This window comes from Halomonas sp. KO116, from assembly GCF_000734975.2.
GTDB classification, from domain to species: Bacteria; Pseudomonadota; Gammaproteobacteria; order Pseudomonadales; family Halomonadaceae; genus Vreelandella; species Vreelandella glaciei.
Genome location: NZ_CP011052.1, coordinates 2,680,760 through 2,699,742, shown reverse-complemented (window position 1 = coordinate 2,699,742; position 18,983 = coordinate 2,680,760). Strand labels below are relative to the sequence as shown.

General features: G+C 54.7%; 13 protein-coding genes and 1 pseudogene. 11 read left to right on the top strand and 3 right to left on the bottom strand.

What is annotated here, in order from left to right; all coding sequences use genetic code 11:
- Positions 1-419: 419 nt before the first annotated feature.
- Together KO116_RS24680 and KO116_RS24135 are read left to right on the top strand one after the other, a co-directional pair.
- A complete protein-coding gene (locus KO116_RS24680) occupies positions 420-749 on the top strand; it encodes a diguanylate cyclase domain-containing protein (protein ID WP_158414216.1) in 330 nt (109 codons plus the stop codon).
- Positions 727-1,781: pseudogene (locus KO116_RS24135) on the top strand (putative bifunctional diguanylate cyclase/phosphodiesterase). Before KO116_RS24680 ends, KO116_RS24135 begins: the two are co-directional and overlap by 23 nt.
- A gap of 372 nt (positions 1,782-2,153) precedes the next feature.
- Here KO116_RS24135 and KO116_RS12495 read toward each other — a convergent pair.
- Positions 2,154-2,873: a Crp/Fnr family transcriptional regulator gene (locus KO116_RS12495; protein WP_035565975.1), complete on the bottom strand. Its 720-nt coding sequence runs from the start codon at positions 2,871-2,873 to the stop codon at positions 2,154-2,156.
- 739 nt (positions 2,874-3,612) lie between these two features.
- Positions 3,613-7,104: a sensor domain-containing protein gene (locus KO116_RS12490; RefSeq protein ID WP_045812130.1), complete on the bottom strand. Its 3,492-nt coding sequence runs from the start codon at positions 7,102-7,104 to the stop codon at positions 3,613-3,615.
- Positions 7,105-7,331: 227 nt separating this feature from the next.
- Here KO116_RS12490 and KO116_RS12485 point away from each other — a divergent pair, with 227 nt between their 5' ends.
- From KO116_RS12485 to KO116_RS12455, 7 genes are all read left to right on the top strand, one after another.
- Entirely contained in the window at positions 7,332-7,739 is a 408-nt protein-coding gene (locus tag KO116_RS12485; RefSeq protein WP_235272384.1) for a DUF2784 domain-containing protein, read from the top strand.
- A 184-nt stretch (positions 7,740-7,923) separates the two neighbouring features.
- The gene (locus KO116_RS12480) at positions 7,924-9,075 is read left to right on the top strand and encodes a GGDEF domain-containing protein (RefSeq protein ID WP_082072584.1); all 1,152 of its coding nucleotides are present in this window, start codon (positions 7,924-7,926) and stop codon (positions 9,073-9,075) included.
- A gap of 67 nt (positions 9,076-9,142) precedes the next feature.
- Positions 9,143-10,513, top strand: coding sequence for a CHAD domain-containing protein (locus tag KO116_RS24130; RefSeq protein WP_052703764.1), 1,371 nt, complete (start codon positions 9,143-9,145; stop codon positions 10,511-10,513).
- Between the two features lie 85 nt (positions 10,514-10,598).
- Positions 10,599-10,805 (top strand): ParD-like family protein, encoded by a 207-nt coding sequence (locus tag KO116_RS12470; RefSeq protein ID WP_035565969.1) that lies wholly within the window; start codon positions 10,599-10,601, stop codon positions 10,803-10,805.
- Positions 10,798-11,604 carry a type I methionyl aminopeptidase gene (gene map / locus KO116_RS12465; protein ID WP_035565966.1) on the top strand — a complete coding sequence of 269 codons (807 nt, stop codon included), beginning with the start codon at positions 10,798-10,800 and terminating at the stop codon, positions 11,602-11,604. The genes KO116_RS12470 and map overlap by 8 nt, the downstream gene beginning before the upstream one ends.
- A 105-nt stretch (positions 11,605-11,709) precedes the next feature.
- On the top strand, positions 11,710-13,059 hold the full coding sequence (locus tag KO116_RS12460; protein ID WP_035565963.1) for a S8 family serine peptidase: 1,350 nt from the start codon (positions 11,710-11,712) through the stop codon (positions 13,057-13,059).
- 74 nt (positions 13,060-13,133) lie between these two features.
- Positions 13,134-13,373 (top strand): hypothetical protein, encoded by a 240-nt coding sequence (locus tag KO116_RS12455; protein ID WP_035565961.1) that lies wholly within the window; start codon positions 13,134-13,136, stop codon positions 13,371-13,373.
- Between the two features lie 329 nt (positions 13,374-13,702).
- Here KO116_RS12455 and KO116_RS12450 read toward each other — a convergent pair whose 3' ends face one another.
- Entirely contained in the window at positions 13,703-15,619 is a 1,917-nt protein-coding gene (locus tag KO116_RS12450) for a DNA topoisomerase III (RefSeq protein ID WP_035565951.1), read from the bottom strand.
- A 198-nt stretch (positions 15,620-15,817) separates the two neighbouring features.
- Between KO116_RS12450 and KO116_RS12445 the strand changes: the two genes are divergently transcribed.
- Together KO116_RS12445 and KO116_RS12440 are read left to right on the top strand one after the other, a co-directional pair.
- On the top strand, positions 15,818-17,059 hold the full coding sequence (locus KO116_RS12445; RefSeq protein ID WP_035565948.1) for an ABC1 kinase family protein: 1,242 nt from the start codon (positions 15,818-15,820) through the stop codon (positions 17,057-17,059).
- A gap of 106 nt (positions 17,060-17,165) precedes the next feature.
- Positions 17,166-18,983 (top strand): SEC-C metal-binding domain-containing protein, encoded by a 1,818-nt coding sequence (locus KO116_RS12440; protein ID WP_035565946.1) that lies wholly within the window; start codon positions 17,166-17,168, stop codon positions 18,981-18,983.

Genomic DNA, 18,983 nt, shown 5'->3' with positions numbered 1-18,983 from the left:
TGGATTTGCCTATACAACAGGTTGTTGCACTATGCGCTGCAAGGAACAAGCGGCGCCGCTAACGTAAGATCTTCCAGTTCGACCTCGCAAGGAACGCGCCGCTACTCTTATTAAATCCTCTCGTTTTTGCTGAGTGTTATATAGTTGCATTTTAAATTATGCGATACGTACGGTAGCGTATATAAGTTATGGTCGATCATTGATACGCTCGGCAAGCCTTTAGCTCAGGTCTTCAAGATTGTCGATGGGCAAACACTAAAGACGGCTAGCAGCCCGCCCCAACGAGCCATGGAAGAGAACCGCGCTGTCGGGCTCGCCATGGATTGCATTCTGATTCGCCAAGATGGTAGTCAGTTAGAGATAGAGGACTCAGCAGCGCCCATCCATGATCGTAATGGCGATCTCAGGGGGCGGTGATCGTGTTTCATAATGCCTGCCATTCGCCCACCCAATCGCTAAAGCTTGCCTATCTGGCGCAGCATGATTCACTCACTGGCTTGCCCAATCGCATCCTGCTTTTAGAAAGACTTTCCCGAGCCATCGGTTTGGCGAAGCGGCATCAGCATCAGGTCGCTCTGATATATCTAGACCTTGACGACTTCAAGCCCATCAACGACTCACTTGGCCATGCAGTAGGCGATTGTCTTTTAAAGTCAGTTGCTGTTCGCCTCAGCGACTGTATCCGCGACACAGACACGATATGCCGTCAGGGGGGGCGACGAGTTCGTGGTGCTATTGAGCGAAATTGAAAAGCCTCAGGATGCAGTCAGGATCGCAGAGAAAATACTTGGCGCGTTAGCCGCGCCTCACCAAATCGGTAACCATGAGTTGCGTATTACCGCCAGTATCGGGATCAGCCTCTATCCCGACCACGGAACCGATGACCGTACGTTGCTCAATAATGCTGACACGGCCATGTATCAGGCGAAAAATAGCGGTTGTAACACCTACCAACTGTTCAAGGCCGACATGAATGACACGAGAGACCAACATATCCGTATTGAGTCTCAACTTCATCAGGCCTTGAAGGAAGAGTCTCTCTTTCTAAATTTCCAACCCAGGGTAGATATAACTACCGGTGACTGGGTTAGTGCTGAAGCGCTGGTGCGCTGCCGCAACCCAACCGTTGGCAATATAGCACCTATGGCGTTTCTACCTGTCGCAGAATCTAGCGGACTTATCGTTCCCATTGGTCACTGGGTGCTGCGTGAGGTCTGCCATCGTCTACAGGCGTGGCGAGCTGAAGGCGTCAATATCGAGCCTATCGCGGTGAATATTTCCGCCATTGAACTGCGAGATAATACATTGCCCGCTCGAATTGCCGAGATATTGGCCGAGACTGGGTTAGAAGCACACTTTTTAGAATTAGAGGTAACCGAAAGCAGTCTCTTGCATAATCAAAATGACACTACTGCTTCGACACTAGTGGCGTTGAGCCACTTAGGGATACGCATTGTATCGACGACTTCGGAGCGGGCAATGCCAGCCTGAGATACTTGAAATGCTTTCCTATCGATACGGTCAATATCGCCTCCTGTTTTCTCCAGGATATGCTTGATAAACCGGGAAATGCCATTTTCATCAACGCACCCATCAACTTTGGCCAAAATTTATCGTTACGCATTATCGCTAAGGGCGTTGAGACCCAGGCACAGTTGGAACATCTTAAGTTACAAGCCTGCGATGGTGCTCAAGGATTTTTGTTTAGTAGGCCGCTTTCGGCAGAAGACTTTAGTACGTTACTCCGTTCTGAACGTCTGAGATGGAGGAGTGAAACATAATTAATAATCTTTTCTTCTCTGCTAAGTTCAGCTAACCCCTCAATTTTTTTATTATAACGGCGTCATGAAGATCTGCGCTTTTAATGAAATACTGCATAAAGGGTACCTGTTGCTGGAAAACTAAGATCAATAAAAATCTCAGTTAGGAAGTATCGAGCATAGCTGGGATAGACGGTAGAGAAAGGTTAAGCGGTGTCTGGGATCCGGTTGCTAACCGTGGGGTCACCCATTTACTGGATAACAACTGTTTAGGATAACAAAGAAGCTGTTTGTCGCGATTAGGAACCTCTATAGATCACTAAAGTGGCAGCGAACAGCGAATACCCACGGTATATCAGTACAGCAGCAACTTTAAGGCTTCTTCAGTGAGGACTATCCAGATACGTTCTGACAATGCAGGTAAGTCGGGTCAAATTGTGAAAATTGCTTTAACCGATCCCAGTCAAGAATCGTTAAGCGTTTCTTTTCCAGTTTCACTAGGCCTTCGTGGCGCAGCTTTTGAAGAACGCGGTTGATATGTACCTGGGTTAGCCCCATCGACTCACTGAGTTCCGCCTGGGTCAGTGGAAATTCAATATTATCATCTTCAGCACGCCCAGCCATTCGAGTACGTATCAGCATCTCACAAAAAATATGTGCCAAGCGCGCCTCGGCTGACCGAGTTCCCATATTAACCAGCCATTCACGTAAAACAGCTTCATCTACCAGCGTTGACCAGAAAAGCGCTCGCGCCAGTCGGTGGTGGTTTTCCATAATATTGCGTATCTCATCCGCTGGAAATTTGTGCATTGTTACTGGGGTAAGCGCGCGTATTGAGTGATCCATTTCTTCGAGAATGGTGATATGCACATCACATAGATCACCCGGAATCAGGAAAGCCATGATGTGATTCTCACCATTTTCCAAAAGCTTGTAGCGACATGCCCACCCCTTTTCTATGAGATAGACGTTTTCAGGCCGCTCGCCTTCGTTAATAATAACGTCTCCTTTCTCCACAGAGATGCTTCGGGTACCCGCCGTTTCCAGCACCCTTTTTTCTTCTTTGGAGAGAGTCATGTAGTAGCTCAATTTATTAACCAATGAAGTAATCAATGTCTCTCTCCTCTATCTAGATCTAGTGAGTGTACTTACAGTTATCTCTTATATATAGCTCAAGGCAGTATGGCAGGCATGAAGAGAAGAAAAAGAGGGATTTCCTGCACAATATTGGTTAGTGCGCACTGCTAAAAGTAAAAATTAACCATGAGAGAAATGTGCTCTTCCAGCCGTAACCTTGGTACAGGCGTACATGAGACCTTGTCATTCACACGCGCCATTGGGTCGAATTCAGCTTTTGGGCACCAGCAACGAATAAAGGGGAAGTGATAGGGGGTATCATTAGACCCGGTACGCAAAGCGCCAGGGTTCTATTGGATGAAGGCTTATTCCGGAAGCTGGTGCTCTAGCCGATATAGCGTACAGTCCATTTTGATCAGCTTGGTGGCGACACTACTAGGCTAAGGGGCTGATTGCGCCCGCTTTCTTTGCACCCTGGTTTTTCGGGGGGATTACCGTTGGAGACAGCCATTTCCAGCATTATCCGGCGCTGTTCATCGGTTTGTCATCACTGGAAGACGAGGCCGTCCGCCTGGCAGATCTTGTTGGCACCTTCCAGCTCAGAGAAGGCGCTGCATCGTCGACTCCGTCGCTGCCTCAAAAATCGCTGAGTGCCGAGGTACCCACCGCGGCAAGCTAATGACAATCTAACGCGGGCCAGCAGGCTCATATAACGAAAACCATTAAAGGCTCAACATCAGTTTGGTCCCACAGGAGAATCACCTTGATGTTGCCGTCATGCGTTGGATGTCATCTGGGCTTTTTGCGTAAGCCAAGTGATGAGGCTGTCCAGTGGCATCGGTTTGGCAAACAGGTAGCCTTGGAAAACCTCGCAGCCTAGTGACATCAAGTAGTCGTGCTGTTCTACCGTTTCGATACCTTCGGCAACCACCCTCAGGTCAAGCTCCAGCGCCAAGGTGATAACGCCCTGGCAGATAGCGGCGTTCTTGTCGCTCTTGGCAGCATCCTGCACGAAGCTGCGGTCGATCTTGATCTTGTCGATGGGCAGGTCGCGCAGGTAACTCAGGCTGGAAAAACCGGTGCCGAAGTCGTCGATGGCGGTACTGACCCCCATGCCGCTTAGGGCGTGGAGGATATCGATGGCGCCGTCGGCATCACGCATCAGTATGCCTTCAGTCAGTTCCAGCTCCAGGTGCTCAGGTGCAAGGTGCGTCTCGTTCAGTACATTGCGCAACGTGCTGAGGAAGTTGGGGCGGTGAAACTGGAGGGGCGAGAGGTTGACTGCCATGCGTCCTTTTAACAGGCCTTGTTCGACCAATTGTTGGGCATCTTTGCAGGCCTGCCGCATTACCCAGCGGCTCAGCGGAATGATCTGACCGGTCTCCTCCGCAATGGGAATAAACGTCGCTGGCGAGATAAAGCCCTTGGTCGGGTGGTACCAGCGAACCAACGCCTCTAGTCCGTCGACATCGCCTGCGCGGTTCAGCAGGGGCTGGTAATGCAGGTTGAGATGGCCGTGCTCAATGGCTTCCTGTAGCTCGCTGCGCAGGGTGACACGCTGACTGAGCTTGCTGTCGAGATCGTCCGTGTACATCTGGTAGGTGTTACGACCTTGCTGCTTGGCTTTGTACATAGCCATGTCTGCGTGCTGAAGCAGTCGCTCGGGCTCATCGAGCCCAGCGCGATTTACGGCGATACCAATGCTGGCCGACACGTGCAGCTCGTGCTCATTGATCCGGTGGGGTTTATTGAGTGCTTCCAACAGCCGGCCGGCCACTTCTTCGGCCTCATCGGGGTGGCTCAAGTCGGGCAGCAGCAGTACGAACTCATCGCCACCCAAGCGGGCGAGCGTATCACTGACCCGCAACCCCTGCTGTAGCTTCTCTGCCACGCTGATCAAGAGCTGATCACCAACGTTGTGGCCGAGCGTATCGTTGATAGGTTTGAACTCGTCCAGGTCAACGAAGAGTACGGCCAACGTTTGGCCATTGCGAGCCGCCAATTCAACATCATGGGCCAGGCGATCACTGAATAGCGCTCGATTGCCAAGGCCGGTCAGAACGTCGTGGGTCGCCTGATAAGCCAGCTGGCTCTCCTGCTCTTTACGCTCGGAGATATCGTTGATAATGCAGATGAAGTGGCTAACTTGTTGATTGGCATCCTTCACCGGCGACAGGAACAGTTGATTCCAAAAAGGGGAGCCGTCGCGACGATAAGTGCGCACGGTGGTGGTCAGGCTAATGCCGTGCTGGATCGCTGCTTGGATCTGCTTGGTGTCCTCAGTATCCGTTTCAGCACCGCTGAGAAGTAGCGGCGCGTGGCCGATAACTTCTTGCTCTGGGTAACCGGTAATCCGTGTGAACGCGTGGTTCACATAAACCACTTGTTTCTCTTCCGTACGAACGTCAATGATCATGGCGCCGTTGCCGCTCGCCTCAAGGCTTCGCTCCAGAATGAGCAGCCGCTCCTCGGCGGCAACGCGATCGGTGATGTCCTTGGCAATACCGAAGACCCCGCTGACCTCGCCATCAACCACTATGGGCACCATTGTTACTTCCAAATCTTGAGAAGCCCCTTCGCGTACGAAGCGCATGGTATAGCTGCTGGGGAGTCCGTTGATGGCGCGATTGAAAGCGATCTCCGTACGCTCTACATCCTGATTGGAACACGCTGGTTCGCAGACGACTGAGCGGAAGTGCTTTCCCAGTAGGTCGCTTTCCGAGAGTCCCACGATGGCTTCCGTCACCGGATTGAGGCTTTCATAGGTGCCGTCACGGTGATGAGCAAATACCGCATCTGGGTTATGGGTGAACAGGGACCGGAAGCGCTGCTCATTGAGCTGCAAAGCGGTGGCCTGTTGGTTACGGAAGGCGATAAGGGCACGGCTCATGATCAACTGATAAGAGAATACTAACCCCATTAGGCCGAAGATCACTGGCAAAGCGCCGGGCAGGCTGCTCAGCGACAGCGGCCCATCCAGTGCTGTAATCGTGAAGGTTGGCCCGCCGGGCAGCGTCACCTCGCGGGAGTCAAACGCCCTCGGGATAAGGGCTCCGTGCGAACTTTTGGCAGCCAACGTGCCCCACGTTTGGTCGTTTGAGGTATACGTGATGGTGAAGCCACTCGTATCCAGATGACGCTGCAACTGGATGATCTCGGCTAAGTCGATAGCAGCCAGCATGGTAGTCTGCCCACGATCGAACGTCACCGCTAGTAGGCCGTGGCTGCTGCGTTCGGGATCAGGAAAATGCCAGCTGACACGCTGATGAAGTTCATTTTGCTGACGTAGCCAGCCCAGTGTCGCGGGGCCGGTCAGTTGATCCATCATCCATAGTAGGTTTGCGGGTTCACGACCCACTCGCCATCGTACTTGGGAGTCATCGCCTAAGTGAACGATGGCCAGCAAGCTTGGCTCGTCACGCATAAACGTTCGCATCTCTACTTCTTGAAGCTCGCGAACGGCACTACGACCCTCGCCTCTTAACGCCATCCAGCGCTCTGTTAGGCGCTCAACCTGTTTTACTCTTGACTCAATCCGCTGCTCCATGCCATCGGCGACATTGTTCACTAGCGTATCGGCAGCGGTGAGGCGGGCGTTGTACTGTACCCAGCTGCTGGCCAGCCAGATCATGATACTGACCGTGACGCCTAACACACCGACGATAATGGCAGAGCGGGGCAGTGGCAGCGTCGGATAGGTGCGCTGATGGGCAATAATCAGTAGAGCCGCGCCCAGCAGAAGGCAGAATAAGCTACCCATGGAGGTGAGGCCTGCCACCGAGTCGGGTGACGTCTGGGTGATCAGTGGATAAGCCAACGTAGCGACGCCGAGGATGATCGACGCCCAGCCGATCAAGCGATAACCGCGCCGAGTGCCCCCCGATGCCGGAGAAAAGAAACAACTCGTTCCCATGATTACCACCAGCAACGCAGGTACCCTGCCCAGGCGTGGCTGTCCGGTGAGCCATGAAAGCCCGTCGTCCGTTCCCGGTGCGAGAAGATCATGGCCAAGGCTATAACCACCCAATACGATCATCAGGCCACCGGCTAAACGTCGCCAGCGTGACTGGTGGCTCAGCAGGGCCAGCAGGCCGACGCTAACCAACAGCACGGCAAGGGTGCCGTCAGGGCTTAAACGCCACTGTGGGGGTAGCGGAAGGTGTGCAACGCGGTCTAGCAGCAGGCTGCTGACACTGATCAGCAAACTACTAGTGAGTAGAATCAACAGCCAAGCCTGCATGGCGAGACGACGGTTATTCTGAGCCATCTTTTGTTGTTGTCCTTCGGCTATGGTGTGAGAAGCATTGTCACAATGGGCGGAAACGCTGGGAGAGGCCTTACTGACGGTCTTTTAGTCTACGGCGGCCAAAAATATTGCGCTGTTATACAGGAGTAAGCCTAGTGCGCAATTAGCGGTAAGTATTATAAAAGGATGTTATTAACGAACGCTGGTATTCATGTAACAAATGTTTCAGTTAGTGGTTGAGGTGTTTTGTGACAGATAGCCCATTCCCTATGCCACCGTCCCTGCTACTTTTGCTAGCCGACGCTATCCTCATACTTCATGTGTTGTTTGTGGCCTTCGTGGTACTCGGCTTATTCGCAGTATACGCGGGCTATTTTCTGAACTGGCAGTGGGTGCGCAATCGCATTTTCCGCATCGTGCATTTGTGCGCGATTGGCTATGTGGTGGGTCAAGCCTGGTTAGGTATCGTTTGCCCGTTAACCACCTGGGAAATGGCGCTTAGAGCAGAGGTGGGCGCTGGCACCTATTCGGGGTCATTTATTCAGCACTGGCTGCATAGCCTGCTCTATTTGACGTTGCCGGAGTGGGTGTTTGTGGTGGTTTATACGCTATTCGGCAGCTTGGTGTTGGCCAGTTGGCCAGTTGGCTGGTGGTGAAGCCGCATAAGCGTGTTCGCTAACTCACTCCAGTTGACTGTTTCGGTTAGTGGGGTAGCTTTACTTAGTGAACCCGAAAGAAATCGCCGCGTTACTCAGGGAGTGTGGGGCTTTGCCATTACAAAAAAAGCGGAACCAGGTGCATTGGTTAACGGGCCAATTTTGCGACGCTGGCAGGGAGTCGATGTATCGCCAGTCTATCCAGGAAAACGTTAGGTTGGAGTTTAGCCGTGCCTTAAGCGTCGCGACCTTAGTCTTTGGTATGTTTGCGATTTCGGATTACTACCTGCTTGGACTCACTAGCGAATTTTATCTGCTGCTTAGCATGCGTGCTGTGGTGGTAAGTCTTTGCCTTCTTATTGCCTTGATTGTTAGGTATGGGCTTGGCCATTCTTATCGCCCCTGGCTCCACGCGTTGCCATTGTGGATATTGGCAACGGGCATCATTTTGATTATTCCTTTACGCCCAGACAGTCTCCCCACCCAAATTACCGCTGTGGTGGTCGCCACTATGGCGTTCTATCTTCTAATTCCCAACCTGCTAACCGTGGTGGTGTTTGCCAGCCTTTACTTAAATATTGGCTTTTTAGTCGCTGCTGTTCTGTTTACGGAGATTGCCCTGATAACGGCGCTTCGCATCGTACTTTTGTTGATTATGGGAATCGTGGTGGGGTTCTTTGCCTTGCTGCGTTTGGAGATTCTTCAGCGCAAGCAGTATGCGTTGCTTCACGAAGAGCGTGATTATAACCACCAGCTGCACGCGGAAATAGCACATCGAAAATCGCTGGAGGCGCAGCTGCGAGTGGTCGCAGAGCGGGACGCGTTGACCAGCCTCAATAATCGGGGCCATTTTATGAAACTGGCCGAGGAGCTGTTACAGCGCTCACAGTCAGAAAAGATGCCGTTTAGCCTTTTTATGATCGATGTCGACCATTTCAAGCGTATTAACGATACCTGGGGGCATAGCCACGGGGATTGGGTGCTGATTAAAATCGCAGAGGCTTGCGCAGCGTCGCTGCGTCCATCGGATGTAATAGGGCGTTTTGGTGGGGAGGAGTTTGTAGTGGCCCTGCCGAACACTAACCCAAACGATGCGCAAATCATCGCTGAGCGCTTGAAAAAGAAGGTCGCTGAGCTGCCGTTAAAGGAAGAGATGAGCGAGCTGAGCCCAAGTGTCACCATCGGGGTAGCTGCAACGAATAGTGGTGAGGTCGATCTAGACTCTCTCATCACGCGGGCGGATCAGATGCTTTATGCTGGCAAGCGCGGCGGCAGGAACCAAGTCGTGGTGTGTCGCGATGCTATAAAAGAGGGCGAAGGCGGGGGGCGCCTTTAATCTTACTCAATAGGTGATGCGCGTGTACTAAACTTCGTTCAACACCCCCTTACTTGTGAGCGAACCCATGCGGCACTTATACCTAATGCGGCACGCCAAGGCCAAACAGCCCAGTGGCGATATGACCGACCACCAACGGCCGTTGCGAAAGCGGGGTAAGCGACAGGCAGCAGCGATGGCGTATGTGCTGCAGCGCTGGCAAGCGTTGGAAGGGGAGATTTACGTCAGTACAGCGGCTCGCACGCGGGAAACCTTCGACGAGATCGCGGTGCAACTGCCTGAACATACTCTGGTCGATCAGGTTCACTTCGATGAAGACCTTTACACTTTCGATGGCGCCGGGCTGCAGGCATGGCTCAAAGCGTTACCGGATGAAGCCGAAAGGGTGCTGGTGATTGGGCATAACCCGGCGCTGCATGATCTGGCCCGTTGGCTCGATAACACAGCGCCGCATTCGCTGCCCACCGGTAGCGTGCTGCATTTCACGCTGTCTGGCACTGCCTGGAAAAGCGTGGAGCAGGGCGGAGCTAAACTGACGGGGTGCCTGACCCCGGAAGCGGCCAGTTACCCACTTTTCAAGCGCCTTGCCCCCCAGCCACCCAAACACAAAGGCGACACTGCCAGCCGAATATGCGCCATGCTGGAGCACCAGTATCAGATGATTCGGGCCTTGGAGCCTGGCGTCATCGCAGGTGTTGATCCTGAGTTTCTGCACCAGTACCGGGTCAATCTGCGCCGCAGCCGGGCAGTGGGTGAATCCGTGCACGCCATTACCCGAGTGCCTGGTTTTAAGAAGATGCTTAAGCGGCTCAAGCATCGCGCCCAGGCCACCAGTGATCTCCGTGATATTGATGTGTTTCTGGAGGATATGGGCAAGACATCACCGCCGCTCTCGTCGGTTACTCGAAAGGGGTTAACGCAGTGGCTGCAGGCTAGCCAGCGGGAACGGCACCAGACGCTGTGCCAGCAGTTAAATGCACCGGAGTACGCTGAAGAGCTTGAGGACTGGCAGCGTTTTATCGCTTCCGATGATGTTGGAAAGGCGCTGTCAAAACTCACGCCAAAACGCATCAAGGCGGTACTAGACGAGCGCATCGCACGCCACGATGAGGATCTGGCGGCACTCTCATTGGACGCTCAAGACGCCGAGTTCCATGAACTGCGCAAGGGCGTGAAGCGCATTCGCTATCTGGCTGATCTGAATCCGCAGACTCCCGAGCTGTTCCTGACTGAATTGAAGCACCGCCAGGGCCTGCTCGGGGAGTATCAAGACCTGTGTTCCCGTCAGGCTTGGCTGGATGCCTTCGGCGCAAGCCCCGATAACGACCCGCAACAACAGCAGGAGTGTTCTCAGTGGCGCGCTTCGTTAGAGAAGCCGAAGCTGGCGCTGCGCAAGAAAGTAGTGGCGTTGAAACCTCTCTCTAACGTTACAGCTTAACGTAACCAGGTAGCCTTGCCGCCAGTCGTCACGCGATATATGATCCGTATATGGTTTATATTCGTTTCATATATTGGATGGTGTGATGGGTATCGTAAAAATCAATGATCAGCTGCACGAAGATATTCGCAAAGCGAGCTCGGTGATGGTGCGCTCTATCAATGCCCAGGCAGAGTACTGGATAAAAGTGGGCATGCTCGCTGAGGCCAATCCGACCATGACTTTCTCTGAGATTATGCGTGAGCAAATGAAACAAGCCGACGTTGAAGTAAGGAAGGTGGTCGGTGAGTGAGGTAACGCTAAAAAACGAGGAGGCGTTGCGCTTAATGCGGGAAGCCGGCCGGCTACTCGGATTGGTGTTCAGCCATCTTGATCAACGAGTTGCGCCCGGCGTATCCACCATGGCCATTAACGATTGGGCCGAGCGTTATATCGTCGATCAACTAGAGGCTCGCCCGGCCAGTAAGGGGCAATACGATTACCAATACGTATTGAATGCCTCAGTGAACCACGTAGTGTGCCATGGCATTCCATCCGACAAGCAAACGCTCAGATCAGGCGATATCGTCAATGTCGATATTACCCTGGAGAAAGACGGCTTTATTGCCGACTCCAGCAAGATGTACCTGATTGGCGATGTCACTCCCTATGCCAAGCGACTGGTCGATAAAACCTACGAAGCCATGTGGCAAGGGATTCAAGCGGTCAAGCCCGGTGCCACCTTGGGCGATGTGGGTTTTGCGATCCAGCAACATGCCGAACAGCATGGCTACTCTGTGGTTCGTGAGTATTGCGGCCACGGCATTGGCCGGGAAATGCATGAAGAGCCGGAGGTGCTGCATTACGGAAAGAAAGGCAGAGGCTTGGCGTTAAAAGAGGGCATGGTGTTTACCATCGAGCCCATGATTAATCAGGGCAGGGCCAAGATAAAAACCAAGCGGGATGGTTGGACGGTGGTCACCAGTGACAAAACATTGTCAGCCCAGTGGGAGCACACGATTGCCGTCACTGCTTCCGGTTTTGAAGTGCTCACCCTTCGGGCTGAAGAGCGTCTTCCCGATGAACTCAATCAATCTGGCGAAGATCATTAGGTGCGTTAAGCTGAAAGCACGACTCTCTGCATAGAGAGGCTTTGCTTTTTATGGGTAAGCACTTGAGCAGTAACGTTTGAAAGCCAGACGAAATGGAGGTCAGCGATGGCTAAAAAACCGACAGGCCGCGGAAACGGTAACACACCCACAGGAAAAAATGGGGCGCTTGCCACCGTATCTTGTAGCACCGAAAAACTGTTGTTGGCGGCCCTGGAGCGGGGAGGCAGCTGTCTGGAAACCGGTCGCTTTCTTATTAGCTTTCGTGACGGATGGATGGAAGAGGGTATCAAGTCGTTAAAAGCCCAGAACTTTCGGGTGGCTGATGCCCGTGACTTTACCGATCAGGCTGTCAGCCTGGAAGACGCCGGGGATGCCGAAGCGATGGTGTTTCCCGAGCTAGGCGTGGCACTGGTAGGTGGTGATGCATTGGAGCAACATGGCATGAGTGTGTTGGATAAGGTGTCAGCGGATAGTCCTATCGAAATCATTGAGCCAGAGTACTTTGCGTTTTCCGAGAGCTCTGATTTTAAAAACTCTGGCTCTAAAAACTCGGAATACCTCCGCGGCTTCTTGCGGGCAGCGAGCACCATCGCGCGCGACTTGGGTGTCGACCTTGATAGGGAGGACTCCGATGAGGGGGCTGAGTCTGAAGCTCAGCAGTCGACATGGGGGCTAACCCGGTGCAGGGTGCCGCAAAGTAGTTGGAGTGGTGCAGGCATTAAGGTGGCCGTGCTAGATACCGGAATGGATCTTGGCCACCCGGATTTCGCTGGACGGGAGTTCGTTACCCGCTCATTTGTCGGGGAGCCAGTGCAAGATATGAATGGGCACGGTACGCACTGTATCGGCACGGCCTGTGGCCCCCAGGCGCCAAGTGAAAACACCCAGCGTTACGGCATCGCGTATGAAGCTGAGGTCTACGTTGGGAAGGTGCTGACCAACTCGGGCAGCAGTACCGGGGCGGGCGTGCTCGCTGGCTTGAACTGGGCCATTGCCAACCGGTGTGAGGTGATCTCGATGTCGCTTGGCAGCCAGAGCCCGGTGCAGGCCGCCTACACCCATGCGGGTGAAGCGGCGCTGCGTAATGGGTGCCTCATTATCGCCGCGGCGGGGAATTCTGCGACCAATACGGGCGCGCCTGCCAATTCGCCTACGGTGATGTCAGTCGCGTCTCTCGATCCGAACCTGAAACCCTCCAGCTTTTCCAATCATGGCAAGATTGAGATTGCCGCGCCTGGGCGCGATATCTTCTCCTCATGGCCACGGCCTACTCGTCATAAGGCGATCAGTGGCACCAGCATGGCGGCGCCACACGTGGCAGGCTGCGCAGCCCTTTGGGCACAGTCTGATGACGCATTGCGGGGAAGGAAGCTGTGGCAGCAATTGATGGCTTCAGCGCAAGAGCTGCCGTTGCCTGAATCCGGCGTGGGAGCAGGGTTAGTGCAAGCACCCTAACATGGGCGACGCGCTGGGTAGCCGCTTCCACTTCTTTCAGGCCGCCCGGCGCACTCACTGTGGAGATATGCCAGATGCCAACGGTAGCGCTATGGGTGATCACTATTTCCAGCGATCAACCGATAAATGAAATGGCCACGCGTCTCAGCGAGGAAGGCCTGACCATCAAGGATATCCTTGAAGAGATCGGCTGTATAACCGGCTCGGCAGACGATGTCACCGCGGAACGGCTAAAGCATATACAGGGCGTGGTGGATATTGCGCCGGATATGCAGATGGATATTGGCCCGCCAGGGGCGGATGAGACTTGGTAAGCTTATTCACTTCTTAACATTTGAAGTGGAGCTGCCAAAAAAAGGCATTCGTCGCTACCTTTGGTGATGACAGGGGCAAAGGTGGGAGCACTTCTTAAGAGAAGGTGTGAATATCCTGAAGTAGCAATAGCCGCACCAAATACGAGAGCCTGTTTAGAGTAAGTCATCTCATGTAATTACGCTGGTTCGTGGTTGACGCTGTCAGCACCAGAGGGCCGTAGACGCCTTTATATATTGTTTAAAGTCTCATTTCATATTTTTATACCGTTATCTTAGTCCGTTGTTTAAAGTTAATATAATTTGCAGACAACATGCTTAATTCCGTTGAATCAGCTTGTCGGTTGCTTTTTCGCGGTACTTTTCCTTTTCGCATAACTCTTTCTTGTCTTACCCGTGCGCTTCGCTGGCGCGCCGGTTTCCCCCTGTGCGCTCTGCAAGCTCTGCCTGAGCTTTGCTGCATCGCTGTGGGTGAGCAGGCCGCGTAGATCATCTAACAACGCCTGCTGGAAAGCGCCGGGGTCATCTTGCTGTTCGGAAATCGCCCGTAGGCGCTGTTCCCAAAGGGCGGTTCGTTCGGGCGTGCTGACGGCGCTGGGCAGGGCGGTGATCAAGGCGGTGCCAAGCTTGGTGGCGCGCAGGGCTTTTTGCTGGCGAACTAAGTAGCCGCGCTGTACCAGGGTTTCGATAATGCCCGCCCGGGTGGCTTCGGTGCCCAGGCCGTCTGTATCGCGCAGAGTGCGGCGAACGGCGGGGTCATCCACGTAGCGGCCGATATTCATCATCGCTTTGATCAGGCTGGCATCGGTGAAGGGCTCCGGCGGGCGGGTTTCTTTCTCTTCCACGCCTGCGCCTAACGCTTGGCAGGGCTCGCCTTGGGTGAGCGGTGGTAGCGGTGGCGCTTCATCGCGGGTGGTAAATAGCGGCTTCCAGCCGGGGTCGAGAATACTTTGCCCACGGGCACGGAAGGCTTCATTTAGCAGCGTAAATTCTGCCTTTACTTCAAAGGTGCGCAGCGGGCGATAGAACTGCGCCATCACATTGCGCACGATCAATCTAAAAACATGGCCTTCGGTGTCGGAAAGCTGACTGAAATCTGCCGGTTTGCCAGTGGGTGCGATCGCATGGTGCGCACCGACCTGCTTATCGTTCCACGCTTTGGAGCGTAGCGTAAAGTCAGCCCCATTAAGCCACTGCTGGAGCGCTTGATCGTTTTGGCAAGCGCCAGTCAGGTTGCGTTGAGCTAGCTGGAGATGCTCCTCTGGCAGGTAGCGACAATCGGAGCGCGGGTAGGTGATCAACTTGTGGCGTTCGTACAGCCGCTGACAAATATCCAGCACCATCTGCGCGGAAAGCCCGTGACGGCGGGCGGCATCTACCTGAAGGGCAGAGAGCGAGTAGGGCAGTGGCGGCGCCTGGCGTTTCTCCTGCTGGTCGAGCTTGGTGAGCTGCCCTGATGCGCCGGGTAACTTCGCCGCTAGGTCATCCGCGGGCGCACGATCAATCAAGCGCCCTTGATCATCGAGCGGTTCATGCTCTTTGGGGGCCCACCAGGCGAGCAGTTGGCCCTGGGTGACTTTAAGATCCACCCATAACGGATAAAACGGATGGGGTACAAAGTCGCGGATGGCGTTGTCGCGGCGCACGATCAGCCCCAGCACCGGGGTTTGCACACGGCCTACGGAAAGCACACCATCGTGCCCCGCCTGGCGACCGGTAAGTGTCCAGGCACGGGTTAGATTGATGCCATACAGCCAGTCGGCACGGGAACGCGCCTGGGCTGCTAGAAAGAGCGGCTGGTACTCAACGTTGGAGCGCAGCTTGGAAAGTGCCCGGCTGACGGCGGGCTTGTTAAGATCACTAATTAGCAGCCGCTGCACCGGGCCGCGATACTTCATGTACTCGATCACTTCCTGCACCAACAGCTGGCCCTCGCGGTCCGGGTCGCCAGCGTGCACGACATCGGTGGCCTGTTTGATCAGTTTGCGAATCACCGCCAGTTGGCCGCGTGCTTTAGAACGAGGCATCAGTTTCCACTGGTGCGGCACAATCGGGAGTCGATCTAAACGCCACTGTTTATCGGCGGGATCGTAGGCCTCCGGCGGCGCTTGCTCTAATAAATGCCCCAGGCACCAAGTGACCGTGGTGTCACCACATACCACTGCGCCATCCTGGCGTCGGCCAGTGCCCGGTAAAGCCTCAGCAATGGCTTGGGCGAGGCTGGGTTTTTCGGCAATTATCAGGCGCATAGCAGCGAAGCCTTCATCGTATCCTTTGATGGTGCCTATGGTAGCAGACGCTTGACTGGCATTGGTGGGTGGGGCAGTAAGGCAGTAGAGTGATGCGATAAGTTGTCAATGCTGTTAGTTTGTACAAAGTTTGTATAGATAATTGTTTGTAGTGAGACTGAGTTGGGTCATCGGGATGGGTTTTTAAGGGGTATAAGCATGCGCGAACGAGGCAGAACACGACGTTTGATGGGGTTGGGCGCACGCACCGGTGGGGCGTTGCTGAAAACCCGCTTAGGCGGTCAGGCAGATTGGCGTGCTTTGGGCGAAGCGCTATTTGAAGGGCTTTCAGAGCTTAAAGGCCCGGCCATGAAGCTTGCGCAAATCATGTCGCAATGGGATGACCTGCTGCCCCCGGATCTTGCCGAGGAGTTAGCTCGCCTGCAGCGCCAAGCCGAACCCATGCCGTGGCCGCGGATTCGAGAAGCGTTGGTACTGCAATATGGCGATATCGACTTCTACTTCAGCAAAATCGAGGAGCGGCCGTTTGCCAGTGCCTCCATGGGTCAGGTGCACCGTGCCACCACCCATGAGGGTGAAACGGTAGTGCTCAAGGTGCAGTATCCGGGCCTTGCCGATGTATTAGAGAGTGATTTGGTTCAGGTGCGGCGCATTATGCGGTTAGGCCGTTGGTTTAAGGTGCCACAGGTGCGGTTGGATGCCCTGTTTGATGAGCTCGCCGAAAGCCTCAGGGGAGAGCTGGATTATCACGCTGAAGCCGATGCCTTGGCCCGTTACCGTGAACGTTACAAAGATGACCCCAGGCTTGTCATTCCCGAGCCGCTGCCTGCGCTTTCCGGGCAACACGTGCTGGCGATGCGCTTTGTCGACGGCACGCCGTTGCGAGAGTTGGCGGATGCCGATGATGCGACGCGCCAGGGCATTGCCCAAACATTAGCTGATTGGATTACCCAGGAGCTATTTACCTACGGCGAACTGCACGCTGACCCCCATGCGGGTAACTTCGCTGCCGATGCCCAAGGGCGACTGGTGATTTACGATTTAGGCGCGGTGATCGCCATGCCGGAGACGCGCATCAAAGCGATGATGCAGCTGCTTGATGCCACGTTAAAGCATGACCCCATGGGCATGGATGAGGCGCTGATGCAGATGGGCGGTCGCCAAGGGCAGGGCGCGCCGTTAGCGCTCTATCGCGAATCGGCGGAGTGTATCGCGCCACTGTTCGCACCGGGTGAGCAGGATTTCAGCGATGTGCGGGTACATCGTCAGTTACGAGAGCTAACCCCAAAGGTCTGGGCGGCCATGGACCGCCTGCAGCCACCTGCAGATACACTGCTGCTTTCACGCGCGCTCAACGGTCACTACTGGAATCTTGTGCGTTTAGGCGCGCGATTGGATATGAATGAGCGTACGACCCCATTGTTACAACGGGCCCATTAACGATAAACCGATTGCCGCTGCGAGGGCGTCGGCCTTCGTGATAAACTATGCCGCTTTCATTTTAGACATCGATTACGGGTCATCGTAAAACACAGTGGAGACGGCAATGCTGGCGGTATGGGTCGATCAGCTGCTGGGATTTGCCTCCGGGGCACTCTCGGCAATCAGGCAACAAGAACACTATCCGGACTTCATGACCTGGGTGCGCGCCAAAGGGGCGGACTCATTTGCAGGCGATGTGGCAATGGCTCAGGCATTAGCGCCCGTGCTGTGGTCGCAAACGCCGCTGGAGCGGCTTAATTTTGCCTGCGAGCCACTCGCTACGCCGGGTCGTAATGAGCCTTGCTGGTGCGACTCTGGGCGTAAGTTCAAGCAGTGCTGCTACAAGATTGAGTTTCCCACCGATATCCCTGATCAGATGATGTGGATGCTGTCGCTACGTGAGTGGAAGGGCGCCACCTTGAAAGCGGCGTTAGATAGCCAGCACGCGCCCCCTCAAGCGCTGCTTGAAGCCGGGTTGATCGCCGCTGAAAGCGGTCAAACAGGCCGCGCAATGCAAATTCTTGAATCTCTGTTCGACGGTAGCGATTGGTCACGTCTGCCGGAGCAGGCGGAACCCGCTTTTGAAATCCTGCTGGATATTTATCAAGAGCGCGGGTTCACTCGCAAGCGCGCCGATTTGCTTGACGAGGTGATGGAACGTGGGCCGCTGTTCTTACGCGGCGTTGCTCTTGAACGACTGTGCTTGATGCACCTCGATAACGATGATCTGGATAGCGCTCGCGGGGCATTCGTGAAAGCCCAACAGGCGCTGCCTGACTCGCCTACCTTGGCTTACATTGAAGCCATGCTGCTGCTGCATGAAGGTCATGAACAGGAAGCCAAAGAGCGCGCTAACTTCTGGTATCGCCGCCTGGTTCGCCAAGGCGAGCTGGACGAAGATCAGTTGGAGTTTCTAGCCGCACTGGCGGATAACCCCGGCGCGACGCTGGCTGACCAATTGCTCAGCGCAGAAGAGGATCTCGCTACTCCGCTGGTGGCGCTTCAAGCATTGCTGGCCGCGCTGCCTACCGCGCCCAAAATCGATGTCAGCGCCGATCCTGAAAGTGGCCGATTGCTGTATAACACAAGCGCCCGTGAAGCCACGCTGTTTGCCGGCTGGCATGAGCAGTTTCAAGTGCTGGTCGATGAAGATGTCGCGCTGGGTTTTCGTGATGACCCCTGGGGCAACGCCATTGAGTGGATGTCGGCGCTTTGCGCGCATCCTGAGTGGCTGGATGCCCCGCAGGTAGTGCAGGACTTAACGTTGGCACTTACCAGCCGCTTTGGCAGCCTGCCCTGGATGGCACCAAGCCTGCTGGAGCCCCTGGCGCTGCGCCTCTCGCGCTGGTTGGAGCAAGCCCGCGCCGAAGGCGATGGCAACCTGTGCTGGGACGATGCCAACAACGCGATGTTGCTACGTACTGGCTTGGCGCTGGTAGTGGGAATGGAGCGCGGTGCGCGTCAGCACTCTCGTAAGTTGGCCGAAGAGTTACTGTTGATCGATCAGGAAGATAGCTTGGGGCTGCGCGAACTGGTGCTGGATCAACTGCTGCGGGATGACCGCAACGAAGAAGCGCTGGCGCTAGCCGAAGAGAATGACGACGACGGCTCACTGGTGCTGGGGCTATTAATGGGTAAAACCCTGGCGCTCTATCGGTTAGAGCAGCGGGAGGCCGCAGAAGCCGCGCTTGGCGATGTACTTGGCCATAACCGCTACGCGTTAGAGCTGATTTGCGCAGATAGCCCGCGGCCTTCCATGCCTCATCCCGATGGCCAGGTTGACCCTGGCTCGCGGGCGGAAGCGTGGCAATACCGCACCTTGATGCGCGATCAGTGGCGCACTACGCCAGGGGCCTTGGATTGGCTCGAAACATACCGCTAG